21 protein-coding genes are annotated in these 22,149 nt (G+C 69.2%); 12 read left to right on the top strand and 9 right to left on the bottom strand.

Annotated elements, in window-relative coordinates:
* Positions 1–73: 73 nt before the first annotated feature.
* Together ACN20X_RS00980 and ACN20X_RS00975 are read right to left on the bottom strand one after the other, a co-directional pair.
* The gene (locus ACN20X_RS00980) at positions 74–1,240 is read right to left on the bottom strand and encodes an acyl-CoA dehydrogenase family protein (protein WP_473210197.1); all 1,167 of its coding nucleotides are present in this window, start codon (positions 1,238–1,240) and stop codon (positions 74–76) included.
* A 30-nt stretch (positions 1,241–1,270) separates the two neighbouring features.
* Positions 1,271–2,176: an HTD2 family dehydratase gene (locus ACN20X_RS00975; RefSeq protein ID WP_133072641.1), complete on the bottom strand. Its 906-nt coding sequence runs from the start codon at positions 2,174–2,176 to the stop codon at positions 1,271–1,273.
* A 207-nt stretch (positions 2,177–2,383) separates the two neighbouring features.
* Here ACN20X_RS00975 and ACN20X_RS00970 point away from each other — a divergent pair, with 207 nt between their 5' ends.
* From ACN20X_RS00970 to ACN20X_RS00945, 6 genes are all read left to right on the top strand, one after another.
* On the top strand, positions 2,384–3,301 hold the full coding sequence (locus ACN20X_RS00970) for an SDR family NAD(P)-dependent oxidoreductase (RefSeq protein WP_016452187.1): 918 nt from the start codon (positions 2,384–2,386) through the stop codon (positions 3,299–3,301).
* A gap of 169 nt (positions 3,302–3,470) precedes the next feature.
* Positions 3,471–4,364, top strand: coding sequence for a MaoC family dehydratase (locus ACN20X_RS00965; RefSeq protein ID WP_160851149.1), 894 nt, complete (start codon positions 3,471–3,473; stop codon positions 4,362–4,364).
* Between the two features lie 51 nt (positions 4,365–4,415).
* Entirely contained in the window at positions 4,416–5,213 is a 798-nt protein-coding gene (locus ACN20X_RS00960; protein WP_016450246.1) for an enoyl-CoA hydratase/isomerase family protein, read from the top strand.
* The gene (locus ACN20X_RS00955) at positions 5,210–6,535 is read left to right on the top strand and encodes an acetyl-CoA hydrolase/transferase family protein (RefSeq protein WP_473210196.1); all 1,326 of its coding nucleotides are present in this window, start codon (positions 5,210–5,212) and stop codon (positions 6,533–6,535) included. Before ACN20X_RS00960 ends, ACN20X_RS00955 begins: the two co-directional genes overlap by 4 nt.
* Positions 6,536–6,554: 19 nt before the next feature.
* On the top strand, positions 6,555–7,763 hold the full coding sequence (locus ACN20X_RS00950) for an acetyl-CoA C-acetyltransferase (protein ID WP_013800084.1): 1,209 nt from the start codon (positions 6,555–6,557) through the stop codon (positions 7,761–7,763).
* A 10-nt stretch (positions 7,764–7,773) separates the two neighbouring features.
* A complete protein-coding gene (locus ACN20X_RS00945) occupies positions 7,774–7,989 on the top strand; it encodes a hypothetical protein (RefSeq protein ID WP_047474923.1) in 216 nt (71 codons plus the stop codon).
* Positions 7,990–8,000: 11 nt separating this feature from the next.
* On the opposite strand, the gene ACN20X_RS00940 is transcribed toward ACN20X_RS00945, so the two are convergent.
* From ACN20X_RS00940 to ACN20X_RS00930, 3 genes are read right to left on the bottom strand one after another with little or no spacing between them, the layout of a single operon-like run.
* A complete protein-coding gene (locus ACN20X_RS00940; RefSeq protein WP_034397674.1) occupies positions 8,001–9,008 on the bottom strand; it encodes a Bug family tripartite tricarboxylate transporter substrate binding protein in 1,008 nt (335 codons plus the stop codon).
* Positions 9,005–10,024, bottom strand: a complete 1,020-nt coding sequence (locus ACN20X_RS00935; protein WP_047474924.1) for an NADPH:quinone oxidoreductase family protein — start codon at positions 10,022–10,024, stop codon at positions 9,005–9,007. Before ACN20X_RS00935 ends, ACN20X_RS00940 begins: the two co-directional genes overlap by 4 nt.
* Positions 10,025–10,080: 56 nt before the next feature.
* A complete protein-coding gene (locus ACN20X_RS00930) occupies positions 10,081–11,304 on the bottom strand; it encodes a CaiB/BaiF CoA transferase family protein (RefSeq protein ID WP_016452195.1) in 1,224 nt (407 codons plus the stop codon).
* A 99-nt stretch (positions 11,305–11,403) separates the two neighbouring features.
* On the opposite strand from ACN20X_RS00930, the gene ACN20X_RS00925 reads away from it, so the two are divergent.
* From ACN20X_RS00925 to ACN20X_RS00900, 6 genes are all read left to right on the top strand, one after another.
* Positions 11,404–12,435, top strand: a complete 1,032-nt coding sequence (locus ACN20X_RS00925) for a LysR family transcriptional regulator (protein ID WP_016450252.1) — start codon at positions 11,404–11,406, stop codon at positions 12,433–12,435.
* Between the two features lie 156 nt (positions 12,436–12,591).
* Positions 12,592–13,590 carry a Bug family tripartite tricarboxylate transporter substrate binding protein gene (locus ACN20X_RS00920; protein ID WP_133072637.1) on the top strand — a complete coding sequence of 333 codons (999 nt, stop codon included), beginning with the start codon at positions 12,592–12,594 and terminating at the stop codon, positions 13,588–13,590.
* Between the two features lie 14 nt (positions 13,591–13,604).
* A complete protein-coding gene (locus ACN20X_RS00915) occupies positions 13,605–15,113 on the top strand; it encodes a class I adenylate-forming enzyme family protein (RefSeq protein ID WP_473210195.1) in 1,509 nt (502 codons plus the stop codon).
* Positions 15,114–15,451: 338 nt separating this feature from the next.
* Entirely contained in the window at positions 15,452–16,423 is a 972-nt protein-coding gene (locus ACN20X_RS00910; RefSeq protein WP_473210194.1) for a tripartite tricarboxylate transporter substrate binding protein, read from the top strand.
* Positions 16,401–16,661, top strand: a complete 261-nt coding sequence (locus ACN20X_RS00905; RefSeq protein ID WP_016450256.1) for a hypothetical protein — start codon at positions 16,401–16,403, stop codon at positions 16,659–16,661. Before ACN20X_RS00910 ends, ACN20X_RS00905 begins: the two co-directional genes overlap by 23 nt.
* The gene (locus ACN20X_RS00900; protein WP_473210193.1) at positions 16,645–18,036 is read left to right on the top strand and encodes an amidase; all 1,392 of its coding nucleotides are present in this window, start codon (positions 16,645–16,647) and stop codon (positions 18,034–18,036) included. The genes ACN20X_RS00905 and ACN20X_RS00900 overlap by 17 nt, the downstream gene beginning before the upstream one ends.
* A 68-nt stretch (positions 18,037–18,104) precedes the next feature.
* Here the strand turns inward: ACN20X_RS00900 and ACN20X_RS00895 are convergent, their stop codons facing one another.
* The 4 genes from ACN20X_RS00895 to ACN20X_RS00880 all read right to left on the bottom strand — a co-directional run bounded on the left by ACN20X_RS00895 (position 18,105) and on the right by ACN20X_RS00880 (position 22,140).
* Positions 18,105–19,235 (bottom strand): zinc-dependent alcohol dehydrogenase family protein, encoded by a 1,131-nt coding sequence (locus ACN20X_RS00895; RefSeq protein ID WP_473210192.1) that lies wholly within the window; start codon positions 19,233–19,235, stop codon positions 18,105–18,107.
* Positions 19,232–20,473 (bottom strand): ABC transporter substrate-binding protein, encoded by a 1,242-nt coding sequence (locus tag ACN20X_RS00890; RefSeq protein WP_473210191.1) that lies wholly within the window; start codon positions 20,471–20,473, stop codon positions 19,232–19,234. Before ACN20X_RS00890 ends, ACN20X_RS00895 begins: the two co-directional genes overlap by 4 nt.
* Before the next feature lie 147 nt (positions 20,474–20,620).
* Positions 20,621–21,646: a tripartite tricarboxylate transporter substrate binding protein gene (locus ACN20X_RS00885; protein ID WP_034365596.1), complete on the bottom strand. Its 1,026-nt coding sequence runs from the start codon at positions 21,644–21,646 to the stop codon at positions 20,621–20,623.
* 146 nt (positions 21,647–21,792) lie between these two features.
* A complete protein-coding gene (locus tag ACN20X_RS00880) occupies positions 21,793–22,140 on the bottom strand; it encodes a zinc ribbon domain-containing protein (RefSeq protein ID WP_016452200.1) in 348 nt (115 codons plus the stop codon).
* Positions 22,141–22,149: the final 9 nt, after the last annotated feature.

The following is a 22,149-nucleotide window of genomic DNA, read 5'->3' as shown; positions in this document are numbered from 1 at the left end:
GGCCGCCCCCGCAGCGAGGCTGTCGTCCCCCTTCCAGGGGGAAGGCGCGAAGCGACTCAGGGGGTTTTCCATTTCAGAAAGAACGCGGGAGACCGAGGATGTGCTCGGCCACGTAGGAATAGATCAGGTTCGTGGAGATCGGCGCCACCTGGTACAGGCGCGTCTCGCGGAACTTGCGCTCCACGTCGTATTCGCAGGCAAAGCCGAAGCCGCCGTGGAACTGGATGCAGGCATTGGCCGCCTCCCAGCTGGCCTTGGCTGCCAGGTACTTGGCCATGTTGGCCTGGGCGCCCATGGCCTGGTTGGCGTCGAACATCTCGCAGGCCTTCCAGCGCATGAGGTTGGCGGCCTCGACCTCGATGAAAGCATCGGCAATGGGGAACTGCACGCCCTGGTTCTGCCCGATGGGGCGGCCGAACACGTTGCGGTCGCGCACGTAGTTGGTCACGCGGTCCAGGAACCAGTAGCCGTCGCCAATGCATTCGGCCGCAATCAGCGTGCGCTCGGCATTGAGGCCGTCGAGGATGTACTTGAAGCCCTTGCCTTCCTCGCCGATCAGGTTCTCCTCGGGGATTTCCAGGTTCTCGAAGAACAGCTCGTTGGTCTCGTGGTTGACCATGTTGGGGATGGGGCGCACGGTCAGGCCGCTCTTTTTCGCCTCGGCCAGGTCCACCATGAAGATGGACATGCCCTCGCTCTTTTTCTTCACCTCGGCCAGCGGCGTGGTGCGCGCCAGCAGGATCATCCAGTCGCTGTGCTGCACGCGGCTGATCCAGACCTTCTGGCCGTTGACCACGTAGCGGCCATCCTTCTTGACGGCGCTGGTCTTGATCTTGGTGGTGTCCGTGCCCGTGGTGGGCTCGGTCACGCCCATGGACTGCAGGCGCCATTCGCCCGAGGCGATGCGCGGCAGGTATTTCTCCTTTTGCGCCTGCGAGCCGTGGCGCAGCAGCGTGCCCATGTTGTACATCTGGCCATGGCAGGCGCCGGAGTTGCCGCCGCAGCGGTTGATCTCTTCCATGATCACGCTGGCCTCGGTCAGGCCCAGGCCCGAGCCGCCGTACTCCTGCGGGATCAGCGCGGCCAGCCAGCCGGCCTTGGTCAGCGCGTCCACGAAGGTCTCGGGATAGGCGCGCTGCTCGTCGATCTTGCGGAAATACTCGTCAGGGAACTCGGCGCACAGCGCACGGATGGCGTCGCGGATCTCGGGGAAATTGTTGGAAAGGGTGTGTTCGATCATGGTGGTCTCAAGGCTCGGTGTTCAGGGGTCTCAGGCCAGGGTGGCTTTTCCGGTCATGGTCAGCCAGCCTTCGTGGTCCTGGGCCCAGAGTTCGACGGTCTTGCCGTCTGCAGAAGGCTTGCCGTGCACGCTGAAGGCATGCAGGTCGAAGGTGGGGCGCACGGCCTTGAACTCGAAGGACAGCACGCGCGCCTGGGGCAGCTCGCGGCGCAGCAGGTCCAGCAGCAGGGTGGCGATCAGCGGGCCGTGCACGATCAGGCCCGGATAGCCCTCCACGCCCGTGACGTAGCGGCGGTCGTAGTGGATGCGGTGGCCGTTGAAGGTCAGGGCCGAGTAGCGGAACAGCAGCACGTCGTCGGGAACGATGGTGCGCGACCAGGTTTGCTGGCCGTCCAGCGGCGGCTTCTGCGGCGTGGGTGCGGGATCGCCGGGCTGGGCAGCGGCGCGGTAGACGATGTCGTGCTCCTCGGTCAGCGCCAGGCCCTGGTCGTTGCTGTAGGCATGCTCGACCAGCACGAACAGCAGCTCGCCCGAGCGGCCGCTCTTGTGGCTGACCGAGCCGATGGTGGAGCGGCGCTGCACCTTCTGGCCCACCTGCAGCGCGTTGCCTGCCTCCCAGCGCAGGCGCCCGCCGGCCCACATGCGGCGCGGCAGCGGCACGGGCGGCAGAAAGCCGCCACGGCGCGGGTGGCCGTCGGGGCCCAGCTCGCTTTGGCGTGCATGGGGCAGGAAGTACATCCAGTGCCACAGCGGCGGCAGCGCCGTGCCGTCGGCGGGCTCAGGGTCTTCCCGGTCCAGCGTGGCCGACAGCGCGGCCACGGGCGCGGCCGTGATGCTGTCTGCCAGGGTTTCGCTGCGGCCCTGCCAGGACTGAAGATGCGCCAGCGCGGCGGCGTCGAGGGTGTCGGTAGCTTGCTTGTCTGTCATGGCCGCCATGGTCGGTGCAAGCGCGGCGGCCCGCAATCCGCGTTTTCTTAAGCAAGCCTTTGGCCGCGCTGAAGGCTGGGCCGGCGCGGCCTGCCCGCCCCTGCTTTCATTCCCGCGAAGTCCGCCCTTGTGATTGGCGAATGGCGCGGTGCGGTGTTTGCCGGCATCCTTGGTCCCGACTTCTTTCCAACGAACACTGAACGGGGACGACAGGCCATGGCGCAGAAAATGATGCAGGACAAGGTAGTGGTGGTGACGGGTGCCGGCGGCGGCATCGGGCGCGACATGGCGCTGGCCATGGCGGCCGAGGGCGCCAAGGTGGTGGTCAACGACATCGGCACCTCCACCACGGGCGAGGGCACGGACGCCGGCCCGGCCCAGAAGGTGGTCGATGAGATCAAGGCCGCAGGCGGCCAGGCCGTGGCCAACACCGACAGCGTGGCCGAGGCCGCCAGCGCGGGCCGCATCGTGCAGTGCGCCGTGGACAGCTTCGGCCGCATCGACGGCGTGGTCAACAACGCCGGCATCCTGCGCGACCGGTTCTTCCACAAGATGAGCCTGGACGAGTGGGACGCCGTCATCAAGGTCCACCTGTACGGCAGCTACTACATGAGCCGCGCGGCCGCCAACCATTTCAAGGAGCAGGAAAGCGGCGCCTTCGTGCACATGACCTCGACCTCGGGCCTGATCGGCAACCTGGGCCAGGCCAACTACAGCGCCGCCAAGCTGGGGCTGACGGCCCTGTCCAAGTCCATTGCGCTGGACATGCAGAAGTTCAACGTGCGCTCCAACTGCATCGCGCCGTTCGCCTGGAGCCGCATGATCGGCTCCATCCCCACCGACACGCCCGAGCAGCAGGCGCGCGTGGCCAAGATCCAGCAGATGACGCCCAACAAGATCGCCCCGCTGGCCGTCTACCTGTTGTCCGACGCGGCCCGCGACGTGAACGCCCAGGTTTTCGCCGTGCGCAACAACGAGATCTTCGTCATGAGCCAGCCGCGCCCGCTGCGCTCGGTGCACCGCAGCGAAGGCTGGTCGCCCCAGTTCATTGCCGAGCACGGCATGCCGGCGCTCAAGGCATCGTTCGTGCCGCTGGACCGGTCCGCCGACGTTTTCAGCTGGGATCCTGTTTGAACGACACCCCCTGAGGCGCTACGCGCCTTCCCCCTCTCTACTCGCTTCGCGAGGGAGGGGGACGACACCCTCGGTGCGGGGCGGCCCTTCCTCGGTGTCCCTGAGTCGGGCCGCGCCAGTTGCGAGGGTTGAAGCGCGCCAGCGCCATCAACCACTGAGAGGAACCGTGATGGCCATCAGCTATCAGCACCTGAAACAGCGCCCCTTCGAGCCCGTGCGCCAGCACTATGGCGAGCGCGACACCATGCTCTATGCATTGAGCCTGGGCCTGGGCAGCGATCCGCTGTGCGCCGACGCCCTGCCCTTTTTCTACGAAGGGGCGCCGGGCGGGCTGCGCGCCCTGCCCTCGCAGGCCGTGGTGCTGGGCTACCCGGGCTTCTGGGCGCGCGAGGCCGATACGGGCATCGACTGGGTGAAGCTGCTGCATGGCGAGCAGCGCATGCGGCTGCACCGCCCGCTGCCGGCCAGCGCCGACGTGGTGGGCCACAACCGCATCACGCACCTGACAGACAAGGGTGAGGGCAAGGGCGCCATCATGGTCACCGAGCGGCGCCTGGAGACCACTGGCGGCGAGCTGCTGGCCACCGTGCAGCAGGTCAGCTTTCTGCGCGGCGATGGCGGCTACAGCCTGCTGGATGGCGGCCAGCCCAGCGACGCGCCCCTGGCGCCGCTGCGCCCCACGCCGGAGGACCGCGCGCCCGACTTCACCGACACCCAGGCCATACGCCCCGAGGCCGCGCTGCTGTACCGCCTGATGGGCGACTACAACCCGCTGCATGCCGACCCGGCCGTGGCGCGCAAGGCCGGCTTCGAGCGGCCCATCCTGCATGGCCTGGCCAGCTACGGCCTGGTGGCCCATGCCGTGCTGCGCCAATGCGGCGACCGCAATCCCGCGCGCCTGAAGGCGCTGGATGTGCGCTTCACCTCGCCCGTCTATCCCGGGGAGACCCTGGTCACCGAGATCTGGCGCACGCCCGACCAGCCCTGCCAGCTGCAACTGCGCGCCCGCGTGCTGGAACGCGACAAGATCGTGCTCAGCCACGGCTACGCCGAACTCGCCTGATGCACGGCGGCCTCGCAAGAGGCCGCTCCTTCCCCCTGCCCTGGAGTTCCCATGAACACCTCCCCCGTATTGACCTCCGTCCAGGACGGCATAGGCACGATCACGCTGAACCGGCCCGAGGCCCGCAACGCGCTCAACCAGGCCATGCGCCCGGCACTGGCCGCCGCCGTGGCGCAGATGCGTGACGATGCGCAGGTGCACACCGTCATCCTCACGGGCGCGGGCGGCGCCTTCTGCTCGGGCGGCGACATCAGCCAGATGATGGATGCCAGCCAGGCCGGCCTGCCCTGGCGCCAGCGCATGCGCAGCCTGCACCAGTGGTTCCCCGAGCTGGTCAACCTCGAAAAACCCGTGATCGCCGCCGTGGACGGCCCGGCCTTCGGCGCGGGCCTGAGCCTGGCGCTGGCCGCCGACTTCGTGCTGTGCACGCGGCGCGCGAAGTTCTGCGCCGTGTTCGGCCGCATCGGCCTGGTGCCCGACCTGGGCGCCATGCACATGCTGCCGCGCATCGTGGGCCTGCAAAAGGCCAAGGAGCTGGTCTTCACCGCGCGCACCGTGCAGGCCGAGGAAGCCAGGTCGCTGGGCATGGTCTACGAGATCGTGGAAGACGGCGAGGCCCTGCAGGCCGCCGCCTTGGCACTGGCGCGGCGCTTCGGCGAGGCATCCACAGCCGCCATCGGCATGGCCAAGACGGCCATGAACCAGGCCTTCGAGCTGGACGCACGCGCCATGGCCGAGCTGGAAGCCTATGCCCAGACGATGTGCCGTGGCTCGGACTACCACCAGGAGGCGGTGCAGCGCTTCAAGGACAAGCAGCCCACGCGCTTCGACTGGGACCGCGCGCCATGAGCGTGCTGTCGCCGGACGCCCTGCAAGAAAGGCTGCAGGCCCTGATCCACCCCGGCGACACCCTGTGGTGGGGCCAGGCCACGGCCGAGCCGCTGACGCTCACGCGTGCCGTGGTCGCGCAGCGCCATGCACTGGCCCGGCACGGTGGCCAGGGCCGGCTGCGCGTCTTCGTGGGCATGGGCGCATCAGACACGCTGCAGCCGGCGCATGCCGACGCCATCGACTTCTTCGGCTACGCGGCCGGCGGCCCCCACCGCGCGCTGGCGCAGGCCGGAGTGCTGGACATCCTGCCCAGCCACTACTCCCACCTGCCCGGCCTGATCGACGAGGGTCTGCTGCCTGCCGACGTGGTGCTGCTCCAGGTCTCGCCACCCGATGCACAAGGCCGCTACAGCCTGGGCCTGGTCCATGAATACCTGCCGGCCGCCATACGCAAGGCGCGCGTGCTGATCGGCGAGGTCAACCCCGCCATTCCGTGGACGCACGGCAGCCTGCACCTGCAGGCCGGCGACTTCGCCCTGCTGGTCGATGCCGAACACCCTCCGCTGGACCAGGCGCGCAGCGCGCCCGGCCCTGCCGAGCAGGCCATTGCCGGCCATGTGGCCGCCCTCATCGAAGACGGTGCCACGCTGCAGGTGGGCGTGGGCAACCTGCCCGAGGCCGTGCTCGCCGCCCTGCACGGCCACCGCGACCTGGGCCTGCACAGCGGCGCCGTGGGCGACGGCATTGCAGCCCTGGCCGAAGCCGGCGTGCTGACCCACGCGCGCAAGAGCCAGGACCGCGGCGTGGGCATCGGCGGCATCCTCATGGGCGGCGAATCGCTCAGCCGCTGGGCCCACCGCAACCCCGCCCTGCAGCTGCGCGAGACGCGCTACACGCACGACCCCGAGGTGCTGGCCGCCAGCCACAGGCTGGCCGCCATCAATTCGGCGGTGGAAGTGGACCTCACGGGCCAGATCAATTCCGAAGTGGCAGGCGGCGTCTACGTGGGCGCCGTGGGCGGCGCCGTGGACTTTCTGCGCGGCGCGGCACGCAGCCGCGGCGGCCTGCCCATCATCGCCCTGCCCGCCACGGCCAGGGGGGCCACGCGCATCGTTGCGCGGCTGTCCGGCCCCGTCAGCACGCCGCGCAGCGACGCCGGCCTCATCGTCACCGAACACGGCGTGGCCGACCTGCGCGGCCAGACGCTGTCGCGCCGCGTGAAACGGCTGATCGACATCGCGGCACCGGAGCACCGCGCCGACCTGGAACAACAGGCACATACCCTGCTGCGCCAATGCGGCGCAGCCTTTTCCCGATCCACTGATCCACTGATCCACTGATTCCCAAGGAGACAACACCATGCGCAGAGCCGCCATCGTCACCCCCCTTCGCACGCCCGTGGGCACCTTCGGGGGCAGCCTGCGGCCGGTATCGGTCGAGGAGCTGGCCGCCACCACGGTGCGCGCCGTGGTCGAGAAAAGCGGCATCGACCCCGCACGCATCGACGACGTGGTCTTCGCCCAGTCCTACGCCAGCAGCGAGACGCCCTGCGTGGGCCGCTGGGCCGCGCTGCAGGCCGGCCTGCCGGTGACGGTGCCGGGCATGCAGCTGGACCGGCGCTGCGGCGGCGGCCTGCAGGCCGTGGCCACGGCGGCCATGATGGTGCAAAGCGGCGCCGCCGACGTGGTGATCGCAGGCGGCGTGGAGAGCATGAGCAACATCGAGTACTACAGCACCGACATGCGCTGGGGCGCGCGCTCGGGCAATGTGCGCTTCTACGACCGGCTGGACCGCGGCCGCGAGCGCTCCCAGCCCGTGGAGCGCTTCGGCAAGATCTCGGGAATGATCGAGACCGCCGAGAACCTGGCGCGCGACTACGGCATCAGCCGCGAGGCAGCCGACGCCTATGCCGTGCGCAGCCACCAGCGCGCCGCCGCCGCCTGGGAGGCGGGCCGCTTCGCCGACGAGATCGTCCCCGTCAAGGTGCCCCAGCGCAAGGGCGACCCCGTGCTGTTCACGCGCGACGAAGGCTTTCGCGCCGACGCCACCACCGACAGCATGGGCAAGCTGCGCGTGCTCATGCCCAATGGAACGGTCACGGCCGGCAACGCCAGCCAGCAGAATGACGCCAGCGCCGCCTGCCTGATCGTGGCCGAGGACCGGCTGGCCGAGCTGGGCCTCACCCCCATGGCCACCCTGGTGGGCTGGGCCGCCGCAGGCTGCGAGCCCTCGCACATGGGCATAGGCCCCGTGCCCGCCGTCAAGAAACTGCTGGCGCGCCTGAACCTCACGCTGGACCAGATGGACCTGGTCGAACTCAACGAAGCTTTTGCCTGCCAGGTGCTGTCCGTGCTCAAGGGCTGGGAGTGGAACGACCAGGGCGCCATAGACCACAAGCTCAACGTCAACGGCTCCGGCATCTCCCTGGGCCACCCCATAGGCGCCACCGGCGTGCGCATCCTGGCCACCCTGCTGCACGAGCTGGAGCGCCGCAAGGGCCGCTATGGGCTGGAGACCATGTGCATAGGCGGCGGCCAGGGGATTGCGGCGGTGTTCGAGCGGGTGTGAGGAACCCGTCATGTCGACACGTCCAGTGAATCTGAGCCAGCAACAACATCGAATCGTTGAAGCTCAGACCCAAGCGACCAAGCTGGAAACGCTACGGCAAGCGGCTATGCGGGGGTGGGCGGATGTCGCCTCGGGTCACTACATTGACGTGCCGGATGAAGACTTTGACCTCTTTATCGCGGATCTGGGAAGGCAGGCAGCCAGCCGAATCAAGGCTGGTGCCTGACGGCGGCCTCCTCAATCCGCCCGCGCCCCCGACGCCTTCACGATCTCTTCCCACTTGCGGGCCTCGGCCTGGATGTAGCGCGCGAACTCGGCGGGCGTGGAGCCCACGGGCTCGGCGCCCAGGCGGCGGTATTGCGCGGCGATCTGGGGTTCGGCAAGCACGCGGCGGGACTCGGTCCACAGTTTCTGCACCACGTCCTGGGGCGTGTTCTTCGGCGCCCACAGTCCGTACCAGGTGCTGGTGCGAAAGCCGGGCATGCCGGCCTCTTCCATGGTGGGCACATCGGGCAGGGAGGGCGAGCGACTGGCCGAGGTGACGGCCAGCGCACGCAGCCGGCCCGAGGCGATGAAGGGCATGGCCGAGGGCATGGAGTCGAACATGAGCTGGATCTGCCCGCCCATCAGGTCGGTCAGGGCCGGCGAGCTGCCCTTGTAGGGCACATGCTGCATCTGCGCGCCGGTCTTCAGGCGGAACAGCTCGCCCGACAGGTGCTGTGACGACGCATTGCCGGCCGAGCCGAAGTTCACCTGTCCCGGATGGGCCTTGGCCCAGGCGATCAGCTCCTGCACATTGCGCACCGGAAGCTGGCTGCCCACGACCAGCACCAGCGGCACATCGACCAGCTGCGTGACCGGCTCGAAATCGCGGAAGGCGTCATAGGGCGCGCTGGCATAGACGTAGGGGTTGATGACGTGGATGGAGGCGTTGACCAGCAGCGTGTAGCCGTCGGCCGGCGCCTTGGCCACCAGGGCCGCGCCGACCATGCCGCTGGCGCCGGCCTTGTTGTCCACGACCAGCGGCTGGCCCAGCGCCTCGCCCAGCCGCGTGGTGACCACGCGCCCGACCACGTCGGTAGGCCCGCCGGGTGGATAGGGCACGACGACGCGGATGGGCGCCTTGGGATAGCCCTGGGCCCCGGCGGATGGCTGCGCGCCCGCCGTTCTCCATGCGGCCAGCGCCGCAGCGGCGCCCAGCAGGGTGCGGCGGGAAAGCGCGGGGCCTGTGCGTTGCGTTGTCATACCTTGTCTCCTTGAATGGCGAGTGCGAGCTTGCCGGTCACATTGCGGCCGTGCAGCGCATCCAGCGCAGCCGGCAGTTCATGCATGGCGAAGACCTGGCTGACCTGGGGATCGATGCATCCCCGGGCAGCCCAGTCGAGCAGCGTGGCAATGACGGGCTGCAGCTGCGCCGCGAAGGCCTGGCGCTCATCGGCCGGCGTCCAGCCGATGTAGCGGCCGTAGAAGAAGCCGTGCAGCGTGAGGTTCTTGACCAGGGCCAGGTTCATGGGCACGGCGGGAATGGCGCCGCTGGCAAAGCCCACGCTCAGCAGCTGCGCGTTCTGCGCAGCGGCGCGCAGCGCCTGCAGCAAGAGATCGCCCCCCACGGGGTCGAAGACCAGGGAGGCGCCCCGGCCCTGCGTGGCCTGCTTGACCTGGGCGGCCAGGTCCTGCGGGGTGACTGCCTGGTGCGCGCCACGGCGCAGCGCATCGGCGCGCTTGGCCTCGGTGCTGGCGCAGGCGATGACCTGCACGCCGGGCGTCTGCCGGGCCACTTCCACCGCCGCAGCGCCCACGCCCGAACCGGCGCCCAGCACCAGCACCACATCGCCTTCCTGCAGGCGCGCGCGCCAGTGCAGGGCCGTGTAGGCCGTGCCGTAGGACAGGGCAATGGGCAGGGCCTGCAGCCAGGGCATGCCCGCAGGCAGGCGGTAGACGGTGGACGCATCCACCACCGTTTCCTGCGCAAAGGCACCCCAGTCGGCAATGAAGGCCACGGCATCGCCGGGCTGCAGGTGCTGCACCGCGCTGCCGCATTCCAGCACGCGCCCCACGCCTTCGGTGCCGGGCACGAAGGGCAGCGGCGGGCGCCGCTGGTAGCGGCCCTCGATCAGCAGCCCCGTGGCGTGGCTGACGTTGGCGTAGGCCACGGCAATCCGCGCCTGGTGCGCGCCCAGGGGCTGGCCGGGCCGGTCCATGGACTGCAGGCTGACCACCTCGTGCGGCGCGCCGAATTGATGGCAGACCAGGGCCTGCATGGAGGTGTCCGGGGATGTGTCCGGGGAGGCGGGTGTGAACGTGGATGTGGAAGCGCTCATGCCATGACCTCCTGCGCGCACTGGTGCACCACACCGCTGGCCATCCATTGCTCCATCTCCTGCGGCGTGCAGCCGGCTTCGGCCAGGATCTGGCGCGTGTGCTCGCCCGTGCGCGGCGCGGCGCCAAGGGATGCACCGCAGGCTGCTGCGTCTGCCGGCCAGGGTGATGCCGCATACAGCAGCGGCCCGAACCCGGGCTGCGCCAGCGTGGCGAACGATGCGCGGTGCACGGCCTGGGGATGCGCCACCACATCGGCCAGCGTGCGCACGCCCGCATGCAGGGCGCCCTGCGCCGCCAGGCGCTGCTCCCAGTGGGCGCGCGGCTGCTGCGCCAGCAAGGCCTGCAGCCCGGCATGCAGCACATGGCGGTGGGCCATGCGGCCCGCATTGGAGGCAAAGCGCGCGTCCTGCAGCCAGTGCGGCAGGTCCAGCGCGCGGCACAGCCGCTCGAACTGGTCGTTGTTCAGGGCCAGCACGGTGATGAAGCCATCGGCCGTGGCGAACACACCGTTGGGGGCGCTCACGCCTTCGGCGGGCAGGCCGCCGCGCAGCGTGTCTTCGGCCAGCACCGTGGATTGCAGGGCGCAGCAGACCTCGAACAGGTTCAGTTCCACATGGCGCCCGCGCCCGCTGCGCGCCTTGCCCAGCAGGGCCGCCGTGCAGGCCTGTGCCGCGTAGACACCGGCTGCGATGTCGGCCAGCAGCAGGCCCACGCGCTGGGGCTGGCCCTGCGCGTCGCGGTTGCTGGTCATCAAGCCCGTGTCCGCCTGCATGACGGAGTCGGTGGCGGGCCGGTCCGCATACGGCCCCGTGGGTCCGTAGCCGCTGATGGAGACGTACACCGGGTCCAGGCCGGCCGCGCGCAGGCTGTCGTAGTCCACGCCCATGCGCTGCACGACCTGGGGGCGGAAGTTCTGCACCACGATGTCGGCCTCGCGCGCCAGCCGCAGCAGCAGCGCGCGCCCCTGGGCCTGGCGCGCATCAATGGCAATGCTGCGCTTGCCCGCGTTGTAGGTGGCAGACAGGCTGCTGTGCCCATCGCGCGAGATGCCCACGTGGCGCGCCCAGTCGCCTTCGGGCGGATCGACCTTGATCACCTCGGCGCCCTGGCGCGACAGCAGGTGGGTGCAGTAGGGGCCGGCCACGCCCTGGCTCAGATCGAGCACACGGTAGTGCGCCAGGGGCGCCAGCGGCGCGGTTTGCAAAGCTTCTTGGTTCACGGTCAGCGGCCTTTCGCCATGGTTTCCTCCATGCTAGGGAGGCAGGGCTGGCGCCACAATCCTCGCCAGCAGGCCAGGCCTGGTGACTCCCGATCAACAATGGCCGGCCCCGGCCCTGCAAAGAATGCCGAGATGGACCTGAACCTGTGCCGCGTCTTCATCGACATCGCCGAGGCCAAGAGCCTCACGCGGGCGGCCGAGCGCGGCGGCATGACGCGCTCCAACGTCTCGCGCCGGCTGCGTGCGCTGGAGACCGAGATGGGCGCGCAGCTGCTGCGCCGCACCACGCGCAATGTGGAGCTCACCCAGGCTGGCCAGCTGCTGTACCGGCGCTGCCTGGCCATGATGGAGGAGCTGCAGCGCGCCCGCGATGCCATCCACCAGTTGCGCTCCACCGTGAGCGGCGAGGTGGGCGTGCGCGTGCCCACCGGCTTCGGGCATTTCTATCTCAAGCCGCTGATCCTGGGCTTTTGCCGCGAGCATCCCGACATCCGCCTGCGCCTGCTGATCAACGACCAGATGGCCGACCTCGTGGCCTCCAAGGTCGATCTGGCGGTGCAGATCACCTCCGCGCCGCTGGACGATCTGGTGGCCACGCGGCTGTGCGATGTGCGCTGGAACTTCGTGGCCACGCCCGCCTGCCTGCAGGCGCTGGAGCAGTCGCTGGGCCGGCCCCTGCGCGCGCCTGCCGACCTGCTGCAGGCCCGCCTCATCCTGCCGCTGGCCATGGGCGGCAGGCTGGCCTGGCTGGCCGGTAGCGGCGACGATGGCGTGGCCGCTGCCCTCGATGTGCTGCCCTCGCTGCAATCGGGCGACTACCGCCTGCTGTACGACGCCGTGCTGGACGGCCTGGGCCTGGCCCTGCTCCCGGACTACGTGACCTCGGCCGCGCTGGCCGGCGGCACCCTGGTGGCCGTGCTGGACCAGGTGGTGTTCTCCGGCCTGGGCAATGCCATGTACCTGGTGCGCATGCCCGACCGCCAGCCCACCATGGCGGCCCGCGCCTTCCAGCAGTTCCTGCGCGAGGCCATCGTCACCGCCGCGCCCAGCTGGCAGGCGGGGGCTGAAGAGGGTGGTGAAGAAGGCGGTGAAGAAGGCGGCGGAGGGGGCTGCACGCACCGCTCTTCCTAGGATTGCCCTAACAGCCGGCAAACCCTGGCTTTGGCAAAAGCAGATTCCCAAGACGCGCCTGCCTGCGCACCATTGCCTGCATGTCCGGCGCAGACCGGGCGCGCCGCCGTGCAGGCCACGGCAGCGCTTCATTCATCTTTTGCAGGAGACATGCACATGCCCGCCCAACACCGCCGCAAGGCCCTGGCCACCCTGGCCCATGCCCCGCTTCTGGCGTCCCTGGTGACCGCCCTGGCCACCCTCCCCGCCGCCGCGCAGGACGCGCAGCCCGTGCGCCTCATCGTGGGCTACTCGGCCGGTGGCCCCGTGGACCAGGGCGCCCGCCTGCTCAGCGTGGCGCTGACCAAGGAGCTGGGCGCCTCGGTGGTGGTGGAGAACAAGCCCGGCGCCAACGCCACCATGGCCGGCAGCGAGGTCGTGCGCGCCAGGCCCGACGGGCTGACGCTGTGGTTCGCGGCCAGCCCCACCATCACCATCAGCCCCAACGTGATGAGCAAGATGTCCTTCGACCCGGCCCGTGATCTCACGCCCGTGGCGCCCGTGCTCAGCTACTACAACGTGCTGGTGGTCAACAACAACGAGCCCTACAAGACCACGGCCGAGCTCGTGGCCTATGCCAAGGCCCATCCGCAAAAGCTCAACTACGGCTCGGCCGGCGTGGGCGGCTCCAACCACCTGGGCGCGCTGCTGTTCGCGCGGCGCAGCGGCATCGAGATGAACCACATCCCCTACAAGGGCAACGCACCGGCCATGACCGACGTGATCGGCGGCCAGCTGAGCATGATGCTGGACATCATCAGCACCGCCAGCAGCTACATCCAGGGCGGCAAGGTGCGGGCCATCGCCGTCACCTCGCCGCAGCGCAATGCGTCCCTGCCCGATGTGCCCACCTTTGCCGAGTCCGGCATCGAAGGCCTCAAGGGCTTTGACGTGGGCGGCTGGTATGGCGTCTATGGGCCCAAGGGCATGTCGCCCGAACTCGTGGCCCGCCTGAACAAGTCCATCAACGCCGCCCTGGCCCAGCCGGAGCTGCGCAAGCGCCTCAAGGAACTGGGCTACGAAGAGTGGACCGGCGCACCCCAGAAACTGGCCGAGCGCGGTGCCAAGGAGCGCGCCATGTGGGCCACCGTCACGCAAGGCATTGTGGTGGACTGAGGGATACGCGGAGCATGAGTCAACGAATACACCATCTGCTGGACCGCTGGCTGGCCGAAGCGCCGCAGCGTCCCTTCATCCACCTGCCCGACGGCAGCAGCCTGAGCTTTGCCGACCTGGGCGCGCTGGCGGACACGGCCGAGGCCGAGCTGCGCGCGCTGCAGGTGCGGCCCGGCGACCGCGTGCTGGTCGTGGCCGAGAACTGCCCCGAGCATGCGGCGCTGATCCTGGCCTGCAGCCGCGTGGGCGCCTGGTCCTGCGGCGTGAACGCACGCATGGCGCCCGGCGAGATCGATGCCTTTGCGGCCAAGGCCGATGCGCGCGTGGTGTATTTCACCTCGGCCGCATCGGACAGCGCCAGCGGCCACGCGCGGCGCTTTGGCGCAGGCGACTCGGCCCTGGCCGGCATGCAGCACAGCCCCGTGCGCGCTGAGGCGGTGGCCGAATCCGGCGCGCTGCAGGACGAGGTGGCGGCGCTGATCTTCACCTCGGGCACCACGGGCACGCCCAAGGGCGTGATGGTGGGACATGACGCGCTGACGCTGTTCGCGCGCGTCTCGGCCACATCCCGCGGCCTGGGTCCGCAGGACCGCAGCTACGCCTTCGTGCCCATGACCCATATCTTCGGGCTGGGCACGGTGCTGCTGGCCTCGCTGCATGCGGGCGCGCAGATGGTGATGCGCCCGCAGTTCGACCCGGCCGACCTGCTGGATGCGCTGGCGCGCCACGGCATCTCGCAACTGCAGGGGCCGCCTGCGCTGTACGCGCGCTTGCTGGCCCATCTGCAGGAGCAGGGCATTGCACACCCTCAGGCGCCGGCGCTGCGCTATGTCTACACAGGCGCAGGCCCGCTGGACCTGACGCTCAAGAAACGCGTGGAGGCCGCCTTCGGCCAGGCGCTGCACCATGGCTACGGCCTGTCGGAATACGCAGGGTCGGTCCACCTCACGCGACAGGGCGAGCAGCGGCCCGACACCAGCGCGGGCTACGTGGTGGAAGGCGCCGAGGTGCGCGCCGTGGACCCGGCCACGGGCCGGCCCCTGCCGGAGGGCGAGCGCGGCGAGCTGTGGATACGCGGACGCGGCCTGATGCACGGCTACTTCCGCGATGACCAGGCCACGGCCGCCGTGATGCGCGAGGGCGGCTGGTACGCCAGCGGCGACCTGGGCGAGCTGCATGCCGACGGCGCGCTCTTCGTGGTGGGGCGGCTCAAGGAAATGATCATCCGCTCGGGCTTCAACGTGTATCCGGCCGAGGTAGAACTGGCGCTCAACGAGCTGCCCGGCGTGCAGCGCAGCGCCGTGGTCGGCCGCCCCGAAACCGATGGCAACGAGGAGGTCATCGCCTTCGTCGAACTGCAGCCCGGCGCCACGCTGGACAACGCTGCCGCGCGTGCCCACCTGCGAGAACGGCTGGCGCCCTACAAGCTGCCCGCCCGCATCGTGCCCCTGTCCGAGCTGCCCACCAGCCCCAACGGCAAGGTGCTCAAGCGCCTGCTGCAGGAACAGGCGCTGCGCGTTTGAGCCAACACGCCCGCTGAATCGTTGCGCCGGTGCCACTGCCGGTGCAACCTTTCACCCTCCCTGCCCTGAATCCCGACGCGCGCCAAGGCCATCGCCGTCGGAAACCCTTATCTGCGGCATCGATGCAACACCCCTACGCCAAGCGTGGCGCAGGCCTTGCACCCCTTCTTTCATGATGTAAAACTATGGAACTTAATATCTCGATAGTTTAAAAAGATTCATTAACTGAACGCTTGCCAGGCCCGGGCTGCAGGCAGCCGCAGTGGTGCACATCCCATGTGCCTGCTCACGTCTGCAAAAAGACAAGCCCCATTTCCGCAACCATTTGAATCAAGCGAATGAAAAAAATCCTCAATCTGATTTTCGGAGGTATTTTCCTGATCGCTGCCAGCTTGGTTCATGCGGCCTGGCCAGACCGGCAGATCACGCTGGTTGTACCTTTCCCGGCAGGCGGTGGCACCGATATCGTGGGGCGCATCATCGCCAAGGAGCTTGCACGACGCCTGCGCGTCAACGTGGTGGTGGAAAACCGCCCTGGCGCCTCGGGCAACATCGGTGCGCGCCAGGTCTCCAAGGCCCGTCCCGATGGATATACGCTGCTGATCTGCTCCACGGCCCAGACCATCTCGGGCGCGCTGTACACGCAGGCCGGCTATGACGTGGTCAACGACCTCGAAGCCATCTCCACCATCAACGACGGTCCTCTGGTGCTCATCACACGCCCGGGCCTGAAGCTGGCGTCGGTGCAGGACCTGATCGAGCTGGCGCGGCGCAGCCCCGGCAAGCTGACCTATGCCACGCCGGGCTACGGCAGCGCGGGCCACATGGCGGCCGAGGCCCTGAGCCTGGCCGCCGACATACGCATGCTGCACATTCCCTACCAGGGCGCCGCGCCCATGATGAGCGACCTGGTGAGCGGCCAGGTCGATATCGCCTTCGACCTGCTGATCACGGCCAAGCAGTATGTGCACCAGGGCAAGGTCAATCGCGTGGGCGTGGCCACGCGCGAGCGCTCGCCCCTCATGCCCGACTGGCAGACGCTCAGCGAGCAAAGCCCGGCCCGGCTCGGCAATTTCAACGAGACCTCATGGAATGTGCTCATGGCACCCAAGGGCACGCCGGCCGCGATAGTGAACGCCATCAATGCACAGATGAAAAATATCCTGACCGACGAAAAGGTGCAGAAGAAATTCATGGAGCTTGGCAGCATTCCCCTTTGGAAATCCGTGGACAGCACCAAGGCATTCGTATCCGACGACGCCAGAAAATGGAGAAAGGTGGTCAGTGATGCCGGCATCGCGAAAATCTGAAATACCCCCTTCGCCGCAGAAACTGGCAGGGCCCGATGTCAATGCGCTGCACGAATTGCTCAATGCGCTGAAAAAGCACGGCATCGACATCCCCTTCGAGCGGCTGGGACCCATCCTGGCGGAGCACCAGTTGCTGATGGAGCACCGCGGCCTCGTCAACGAACTGGCGCATGAGGCGGGACCCTCGCAGATCCACACCACCATCTCCCGTCAGAGCAAGCATGAGCGGCAGTCCTGAACTTTCGATACGACAGATGGCCAGCGCGCTGCGCGCCGGCAAGACCACTTCGGAGATGCTGACCCGGGCGGCGCTGGGACGCATCCGCGCCATGGACATCGACATCCATGCCTTCACCAATCTCGATGCCAGCGGTGCCATGGAGGCTGCGCGCAACGCAGACATGGCGCGCGGAGAAAGCGCCGATCTGCCGTTGCTCCACGGCATTGCCGTGGCCATCAAGGACGTCTACGACGTGGCCGGCCTGCCGACCACCTGCCAGTCCTGGCTGAGCCTGGACTATGTGCCCGAGGACGATTCCACGCCGGTGCGGCGCCTGCGCGACGCCGGCGCCATCATCCTGGGCAAGCTGGCCACGCACGAGTTCGCCATCGGCGCGCCCAGCCCCGACCTGCCGTTTCCCGCGGCCCGCAACCCCTGGGACCTGGCCCATATCCCGGGCGGATCGTCGTCGGGCTCGGGCGCCGCCATTGCGGCAGGCTTCACGCGGCTGGCCCTGGGAACCTGCACGGGCGGCTCCATCCTCATACCGGCCGCCTGGTGCGGCGCCGTGGGGCTGAAACCTACCTACGGCCGCGTCTCCAAGCACGGCGTGTTCCCCCTGGCCTGGACGCTGGACCACTGCGGCCCGCTGTCGCGCAGCGTGGAGGATGCGGCCATCGCGCTGCAGGTGCTGGCCGGGCACGACCCGCTGGACCCGGCCAGCTCCACCGAACCCGTGGACGACTACTGCACGGGGCTGGAGCAGGGCGTGAAAGGCCTGACCATCGGCGTGCCGCAGGACCACTTCCAGTCGTCGCCCCAGGCGTCGCCCACGTTCCTGTCGGCCTTCGACCGCACGGCCGCGCTGCTGGCCGAGGCCGGCGCCCGTCCCATCCACGTGAGCCTGCCCCACAGCCAGCAGTTCCTGGCGGCCGGCCGCGTCATCCTCAGTGCCGAGATGTTCACCATCCATGCGCAGGACCTGCGCTCGCGCCCGCTGGACTATGGCGAACTCACGGCGGCGCGGCTGCTGCTGGGCGCCACCGTGTCCTCGGAGGACTACCTGAACGCCCTGCGCGTGCGCCGCATGCTGGCGGCCCGCGTGGACGCTGCGCTGGACCGCTGCGACGTGCTGCTGACCGCCATCACCCTGGATACGGCGCCGCGCTTCGACCCCATGCCGCATTTCCGCCACTGGCCGGTACAGACCCATGCCTTCAACGTGACCGGGCACCCGGCCGTCAGCGTGCCGGTGGGCCTGTCACCCCAGGGCCTGCCGCTGGCCGTGCAGGTGGTGGGACGCTACTTCGACGAGGCCCGCATCCTGCAGGTGGCCCGGGCCATCGAGCGGCTGACCGGCTGGGAAAACCAGCTGCTGCCCGACGGCACCTGACCGCCGTGCTTGGCTCGGACACAGCCGCAGCAGCAGCCCCGGTCCTCGCTGATCAGCCTGACCTCCTATCAGGCCTCCATGCGGATGATCTGGCGTATGGCCTCGCCACGCGCCAGGCGGTCGAAGCCCTCGTTGATCTGGTCCAGCGTCAGGTGGCCGGTGACCAGGCGGTCCACCGGCAGCCTGCCGGCCGCATGCAGGGCCAGGTACCGGTCGATGTCGCGGCGCGGCACGCAGCTGCCCATGTAGCAGCCCTTGAGCGTGCGCTCCTCGGCCACCAGGTGCCAGACCGGCAGGCTGATGGCCTGGGCGCTGGAGGGCAGGCCCGCCGTCACCGTCTGGCCGCCGCGCCGCGTGATGCGGTAGGCCATCTCCAGGGCCTTGGCCGAGCCCACCATCTCGAAGGCATGGTCCACGCCGCCGCCCGTCAGCGCCCGCACCTGCTTGACGGCATCCTCGTCGCCGGCGTTGACGGTGTCGGTGGCGCCGAAATCGCGCGCCATGGCCAGCTTGTCGGCATTGAGGTCTACGGCCACCACGCGGGCCGCACCCGCCGCCGCCGCGCCCATCACCGAGGACAGGCCCACGCCGCCCAGCCCCACCACGGCCACGCTCTGGCCGGGGCTCACCCTGGCGGTATTGGCCACCGCGCCCACGCCGGTCATCACGGCGCAGCCGAACAGCGCAGCCAGCTCCAGCGGCACCGACTTGTCGATGCGGTGCACGCCGCGGCGCGAGAGCACGGCATGCTCGGCAAAGGCCGAGACGCCGACGAAGTGCGAGATGGGCTGGCCATTGCGCGACAGCCGCCTGGCACCCGACAGCAGGGTGCCCGCCACCCCGGCCTGGCCTGCGGGCTCGCACAGCACGGGCCGGCCCTCGGCGCAGGGCTGGCAGTTGCCGCAGCCGGGCACGAAGAGCATGACCACGTGGTCGCCCACCTCCAGGTCGGTCACGCCCTCGCCCAGCGCCTGGATCACGCCTGCGGCCTCATGGCCGAGCACGATGGGCGTGTCGCGCGGACGGTCGCCGTTGATGATGGACAGGTCGGAGTGGCACACGCCTGCGGCGGCCACCTTGACCAGCACCTCGCCGGGGCCGGGCGGCGCCAGGTCCACCTCCCAGATCTCCAGCGGGCGGCTGTCGGCATAGGGCGCGTCTGCGCCCGTTCTCGTGAGTACGGCGGCGCGTGTCTTCATGATGTCTTCACCAGCTTGCAGCTGCTCCTGGACAGCGGGCGGAAAGCCTCGTCACCGGGGATGGTGGAGAGCACCTTGTAGTAGTCCCAGGGATATTTGGATTCCTCGGGCTTCTTGATCTGCACCAGGTACATGTCGTGCACCATGCGGCCGTCCTCGCGCACCTTGCCGTTCTGGGCGAAGAAGTCCTCGATGGGCATCTGCTTGAGCTGGCGCGCCACCGCGTTGCCGTCGTCGCCCTTGGTGGCCTGCAAGGCCTTGAGGTAGTTGGTGACGGCCGAGTAGGCGCCCGCATGGATCATGGAGGGCATCTTCTTCATCTTCTCGAAGAAGCGCCGCGACCAGGCGCGCGTGGCCTCGGTGCGGTCCCAGTAAAAGCCCGTGGTCAGCACCATGCCCTGGCCGTAGCGCAGGCCCAGCGCATGCACGTCGTTGATGAACAGCAGGCTGGGCACCAGGGTCTGCCTGGGCGCGATGCCGAACTCGTGCGCGGCCTTGATGGCGTTGACCGTGTCGCTGGTGGCATTGGCCAGGTTGATCACCGAGGCCTTGGAGGCCTGGGCCTGCAGCAGGAAGGACGAGAAATCGCTGGCATTGAGCGGATGGAAGGTGGTGCCCACCAGCTTGCCGCCGCCGTCCTTCAGGAAGTCGGTCACATTGGCCGTCATGGCCTTGCCGAAGGCATAGTCCACGCCCAGGATGAACCATTCCTTCTTGCCCTGGGCCAGGATGCCGCGCACCGCGCCATTGGCCAGCGCATAGCTGTCGTAGGTGTAGTGGATGGCCGTGGGCGCGCAGTGCTCGTTGGTGAGGATGTCCGAGGCGCCGCCGGTGTTGATCACCATCTTGCCGCGCTCGCGCGCCAGGTTGTTGACGGCGATGGCGACGGCCGTGTTGTTGATGTCCACGATCAGGTCCACGCCGTCGCGGTCGAACCAGGTGCGCGCATGGGTGGCGCCCACGTCGGCCTTGTTCTGGTGGTCGGCCCAGACCACCTCGATCTTCCTGCCCAGCACCTGGCCGCCGAAGTCGGCCACGGCCATCTTCGCGGCCTCGACGGAGCCGCGCCCCGCCGTGTCCGCGTACAGGCCCGACATGTCGCTGAGCACGCCGATGCGCACCACGTCGTCCGATATCTGCTGCGCCTGCGCCGCCGCCGTCCACAGCAGGCCGGCGCCCAGCGCGCAGCCGGCAGCGCGCACCTTGGTCAAGCCGCCTCGCATCAAGCCTTTCCGCATATCCGTCTCCTTGTCTCGGGGTTGTTTTTCTGGATACCGGAGGCAAGCCTAAGCAGGCAGGCCCGGCCCGCCTATGCGCGATTGCGAAAGACCGGGTTGCAGCGCTGCGAAGCCGGGTTTGTCCCGGGTACGGGCACGCCGCCGTGCTCAGTCCGCCTGGATGCCGGCCACCTTGACCACCTGGGCCCATTTACGCAGCTCGCTGCTCAGGCGCTCGCGCATCTGCTGCGGGGTGCCGGGGTCGGCCTCGGCGCCGGCCGTCAGCAGGCGCTCGCGCACGGCGGCATCGCGCAGCGCGGTGTTGAAGTCGGCATTGATGCGCGCCAGCACGGCGGGCGGCGTGCGGGCCGGCGCGAACAGCGCGGCCCAGGAATAGGCCTCGTACTCGGGCAGGCCCGACTCGGCGATGGTGGGCACCTCGGGCAGCATGGCCGAGCGCTGGCGGCTGGCCACGCCCAGCACCTTGATGCGGCCCGACTTGATGTGCTGCAGCGCGCTGGGCGCATCGGCAAACATCAGCTGCACCTGGCCGCCCAGCAGGTCGTTCATGGCCGGCGCGCTGCCCTTGTAGGGAATGTGCTGCAGCTTGATGCCTGCATGCATGTTGAACAGCTCGCCGGCCAGGTGCGTGCCGCCGCCATTGCCCGAGGAGCCGAAGCTCAGCCCGTTGCCGGACTTGGCCAGCGCGATCAGCTCGCGCACGTTGCGGGCGGGCACCGAGGGATGGGCCACCAGGAAGACCGGGAACATGGCGGCAAAGCTCACGGGCGCGAAGTCACGCTCTATGTCGTAGGTCATCTTCGGCTGCAGCGCCGGGTTGACCGCGTGATGGATGGAGCCCACGAACAGCGTGTAGCCGTCGGCAGGCTCCTTGGCTGCGAGGGCCGCGCCCACCATGCCGCCGGCGCCCGCGCGGTTGTCCACGATGCAGGGCTGCGGCCAGATCTCGCCCAGCTTCTGGGTGAAGGCGCGCGCCGTGGTGTCCACCGGGCCGCCGGGCGGAAAGGGCACGATGAAACGCACGGGCCGCGTGGGCCAGGCATCGGCCGCAAACGCCGGCCGGACTGCAGGCAAGAGGCTGCCGGCCGCCAGCGCGCCACCGGCGGACAGCAGGCGGCGGCGGCGCGAAGAGAAGGAGGAAGTGGCAGAAGGCAGGAAGGAAGACGGGGGCATGGCGAAACTCCGGGCAACGGGCGGCGGCTTGCCGCGCGGACCATTCTGGGCAAGCCGCCCTGCGCCGTGTTTCGCGAATGTGGAAGGCGCGCTTCCAGGGCTCCCAAGCGGTGGAAACCCTGGGAAGCGGCCCACTCCGATGCAGCCTAGTGGCTGATCATCCAGGGCCGCCGCGAGGGCGCGGACTTTGCGCCGTTGGGTGCCGTCACCGTGGCGCTGCGCCGCCCCGATCCGCAGCAGCCGCAGCCTGCCGGGTGCCTGAGCCGCGCATAGTCATAGTCGCGCGAGCTGGCGGGCTCGTGGCGCGCGCGCTCGTTGGTGGCCATGGCGCGGCGCGTGCCGTCGGCCATCAGCGCCAGCCGGGGCGCGGCGGCCAGCACGCGCGCAGCCGCCGTGCCGCAGCCAGGGCAGGCCGCAGGCTCGTCGCGCAGGCGCAGCGGCCGCAGGGCCTCGAAGCCGCCGCATTGCGCGCAGTCGTAGTCGTAGGTGGGCATGGGCGGGCT

Source organism: Delftia sp. PX-1, from assembly GCF_055797465.1.
Note: the sequence above shows the minus strand (reverse complement) of the source record. Positions and strands in the feature narration are given on the sequence as shown.

Coding starts and splice junctions, on each gene's coding strand:
- ACN20X_RS00980 (WP_473210197.1), bottom strand. CDS start 1,240: ATGATCGAACACACCCTTTCCAACAATTTCCCCGAGATCCGCGACGCC.
- ACN20X_RS00975 (WP_133072641.1), bottom strand. CDS start 2,176: ATGGCGGCCATGACAGACAAGCAAGCTACCGACACCCTCGACGCCGCC.
- ACN20X_RS00970 (WP_016452187.1), top strand. CDS start 2,384: ATGGCGCAGAAAATGATGCAGGACAAGGTAGTGGTGGTGACGGGTGCC.
- ACN20X_RS00965 (WP_160851149.1), top strand. CDS start 3,471: ATGGCCATCAGCTATCAGCACCTGAAACAGCGCCCCTTCGAGCCCGTG.
- ACN20X_RS00960 (WP_016450246.1), top strand. CDS start 4,416: ATGAACACCTCCCCCGTATTGACCTCCGTCCAGGACGGCATAGGCACG.
- ACN20X_RS00955 (WP_473210196.1), top strand. CDS start 5,210: ATGAGCGTGCTGTCGCCGGACGCCCTGCAAGAAAGGCTGCAGGCCCTG.
- ACN20X_RS00950 (WP_013800084.1), top strand. CDS start 6,555: ATGCGCAGAGCCGCCATCGTCACCCCCCTTCGCACGCCCGTGGGCACC.
- ACN20X_RS00945 (WP_047474923.1), top strand. CDS start 7,774: ATGTCGACACGTCCAGTGAATCTGAGCCAGCAACAACATCGAATCGTT.
- ACN20X_RS00940 (WP_034397674.1), bottom strand. CDS start 9,008: ATGACAACGCAACGCACAGGCCCCGCGCTTTCCCGCCGCACCCTGCTG.
- ACN20X_RS00935 (WP_047474924.1), bottom strand. CDS start 10,024: ATGCAGGCCCTGGTCTGCCATCAATTCGGCGCGCCGCACGAGGTGGTC.
- ACN20X_RS00925 (WP_016450252.1), top strand. CDS start 11,404: ATGGCCGGCCCCGGCCCTGCAAAGAATGCCGAGATGGACCTGAACCTG.
- ACN20X_RS00920 (WP_133072637.1), top strand. CDS start 12,592: ATGCCCGCCCAACACCGCCGCAAGGCCCTGGCCACCCTGGCCCATGCC.
- ACN20X_RS00915 (WP_473210195.1), top strand. CDS start 13,605: ATGAGTCAACGAATACACCATCTGCTGGACCGCTGGCTGGCCGAAGCG.
- ACN20X_RS00910 (WP_473210194.1), top strand. CDS start 15,452: ATGAAAAAAATCCTCAATCTGATTTTCGGAGGTATTTTCCTGATCGCT.
- ACN20X_RS00905 (WP_016450256.1), top strand. CDS start 16,401: ATGCCGGCATCGCGAAAATCTGAAATACCCCCTTCGCCGCAGAAACTG.
- ACN20X_RS00900 (WP_473210193.1), top strand. CDS start 16,645: ATGAGCGGCAGTCCTGAACTTTCGATACGACAGATGGCCAGCGCGCTG.
- ACN20X_RS00895 (WP_473210192.1), bottom strand. CDS start 19,235: ATGAAGACACGCGCCGCCGTACTCACGAGAACGGGCGCAGACGCGCCC.
- ACN20X_RS00890 (WP_473210191.1), bottom strand. CDS start 20,473: ATGCGGAAAGGCTTGATGCGAGGCGGCTTGACCAAGGTGCGCGCTGCC.
- ACN20X_RS00885 (WP_034365596.1), bottom strand. CDS start 21,646: ATGCCCCCGTCTTCCTTCCTGCCTTCTGCCACTTCCTCCTTCTCTTCG.
- ACN20X_RS00880 (WP_016452200.1), bottom strand. CDS start 22,140: ATGCCCACCTACGACTACGACTGCGCGCAATGCGGCGGCTTCGAGGCC.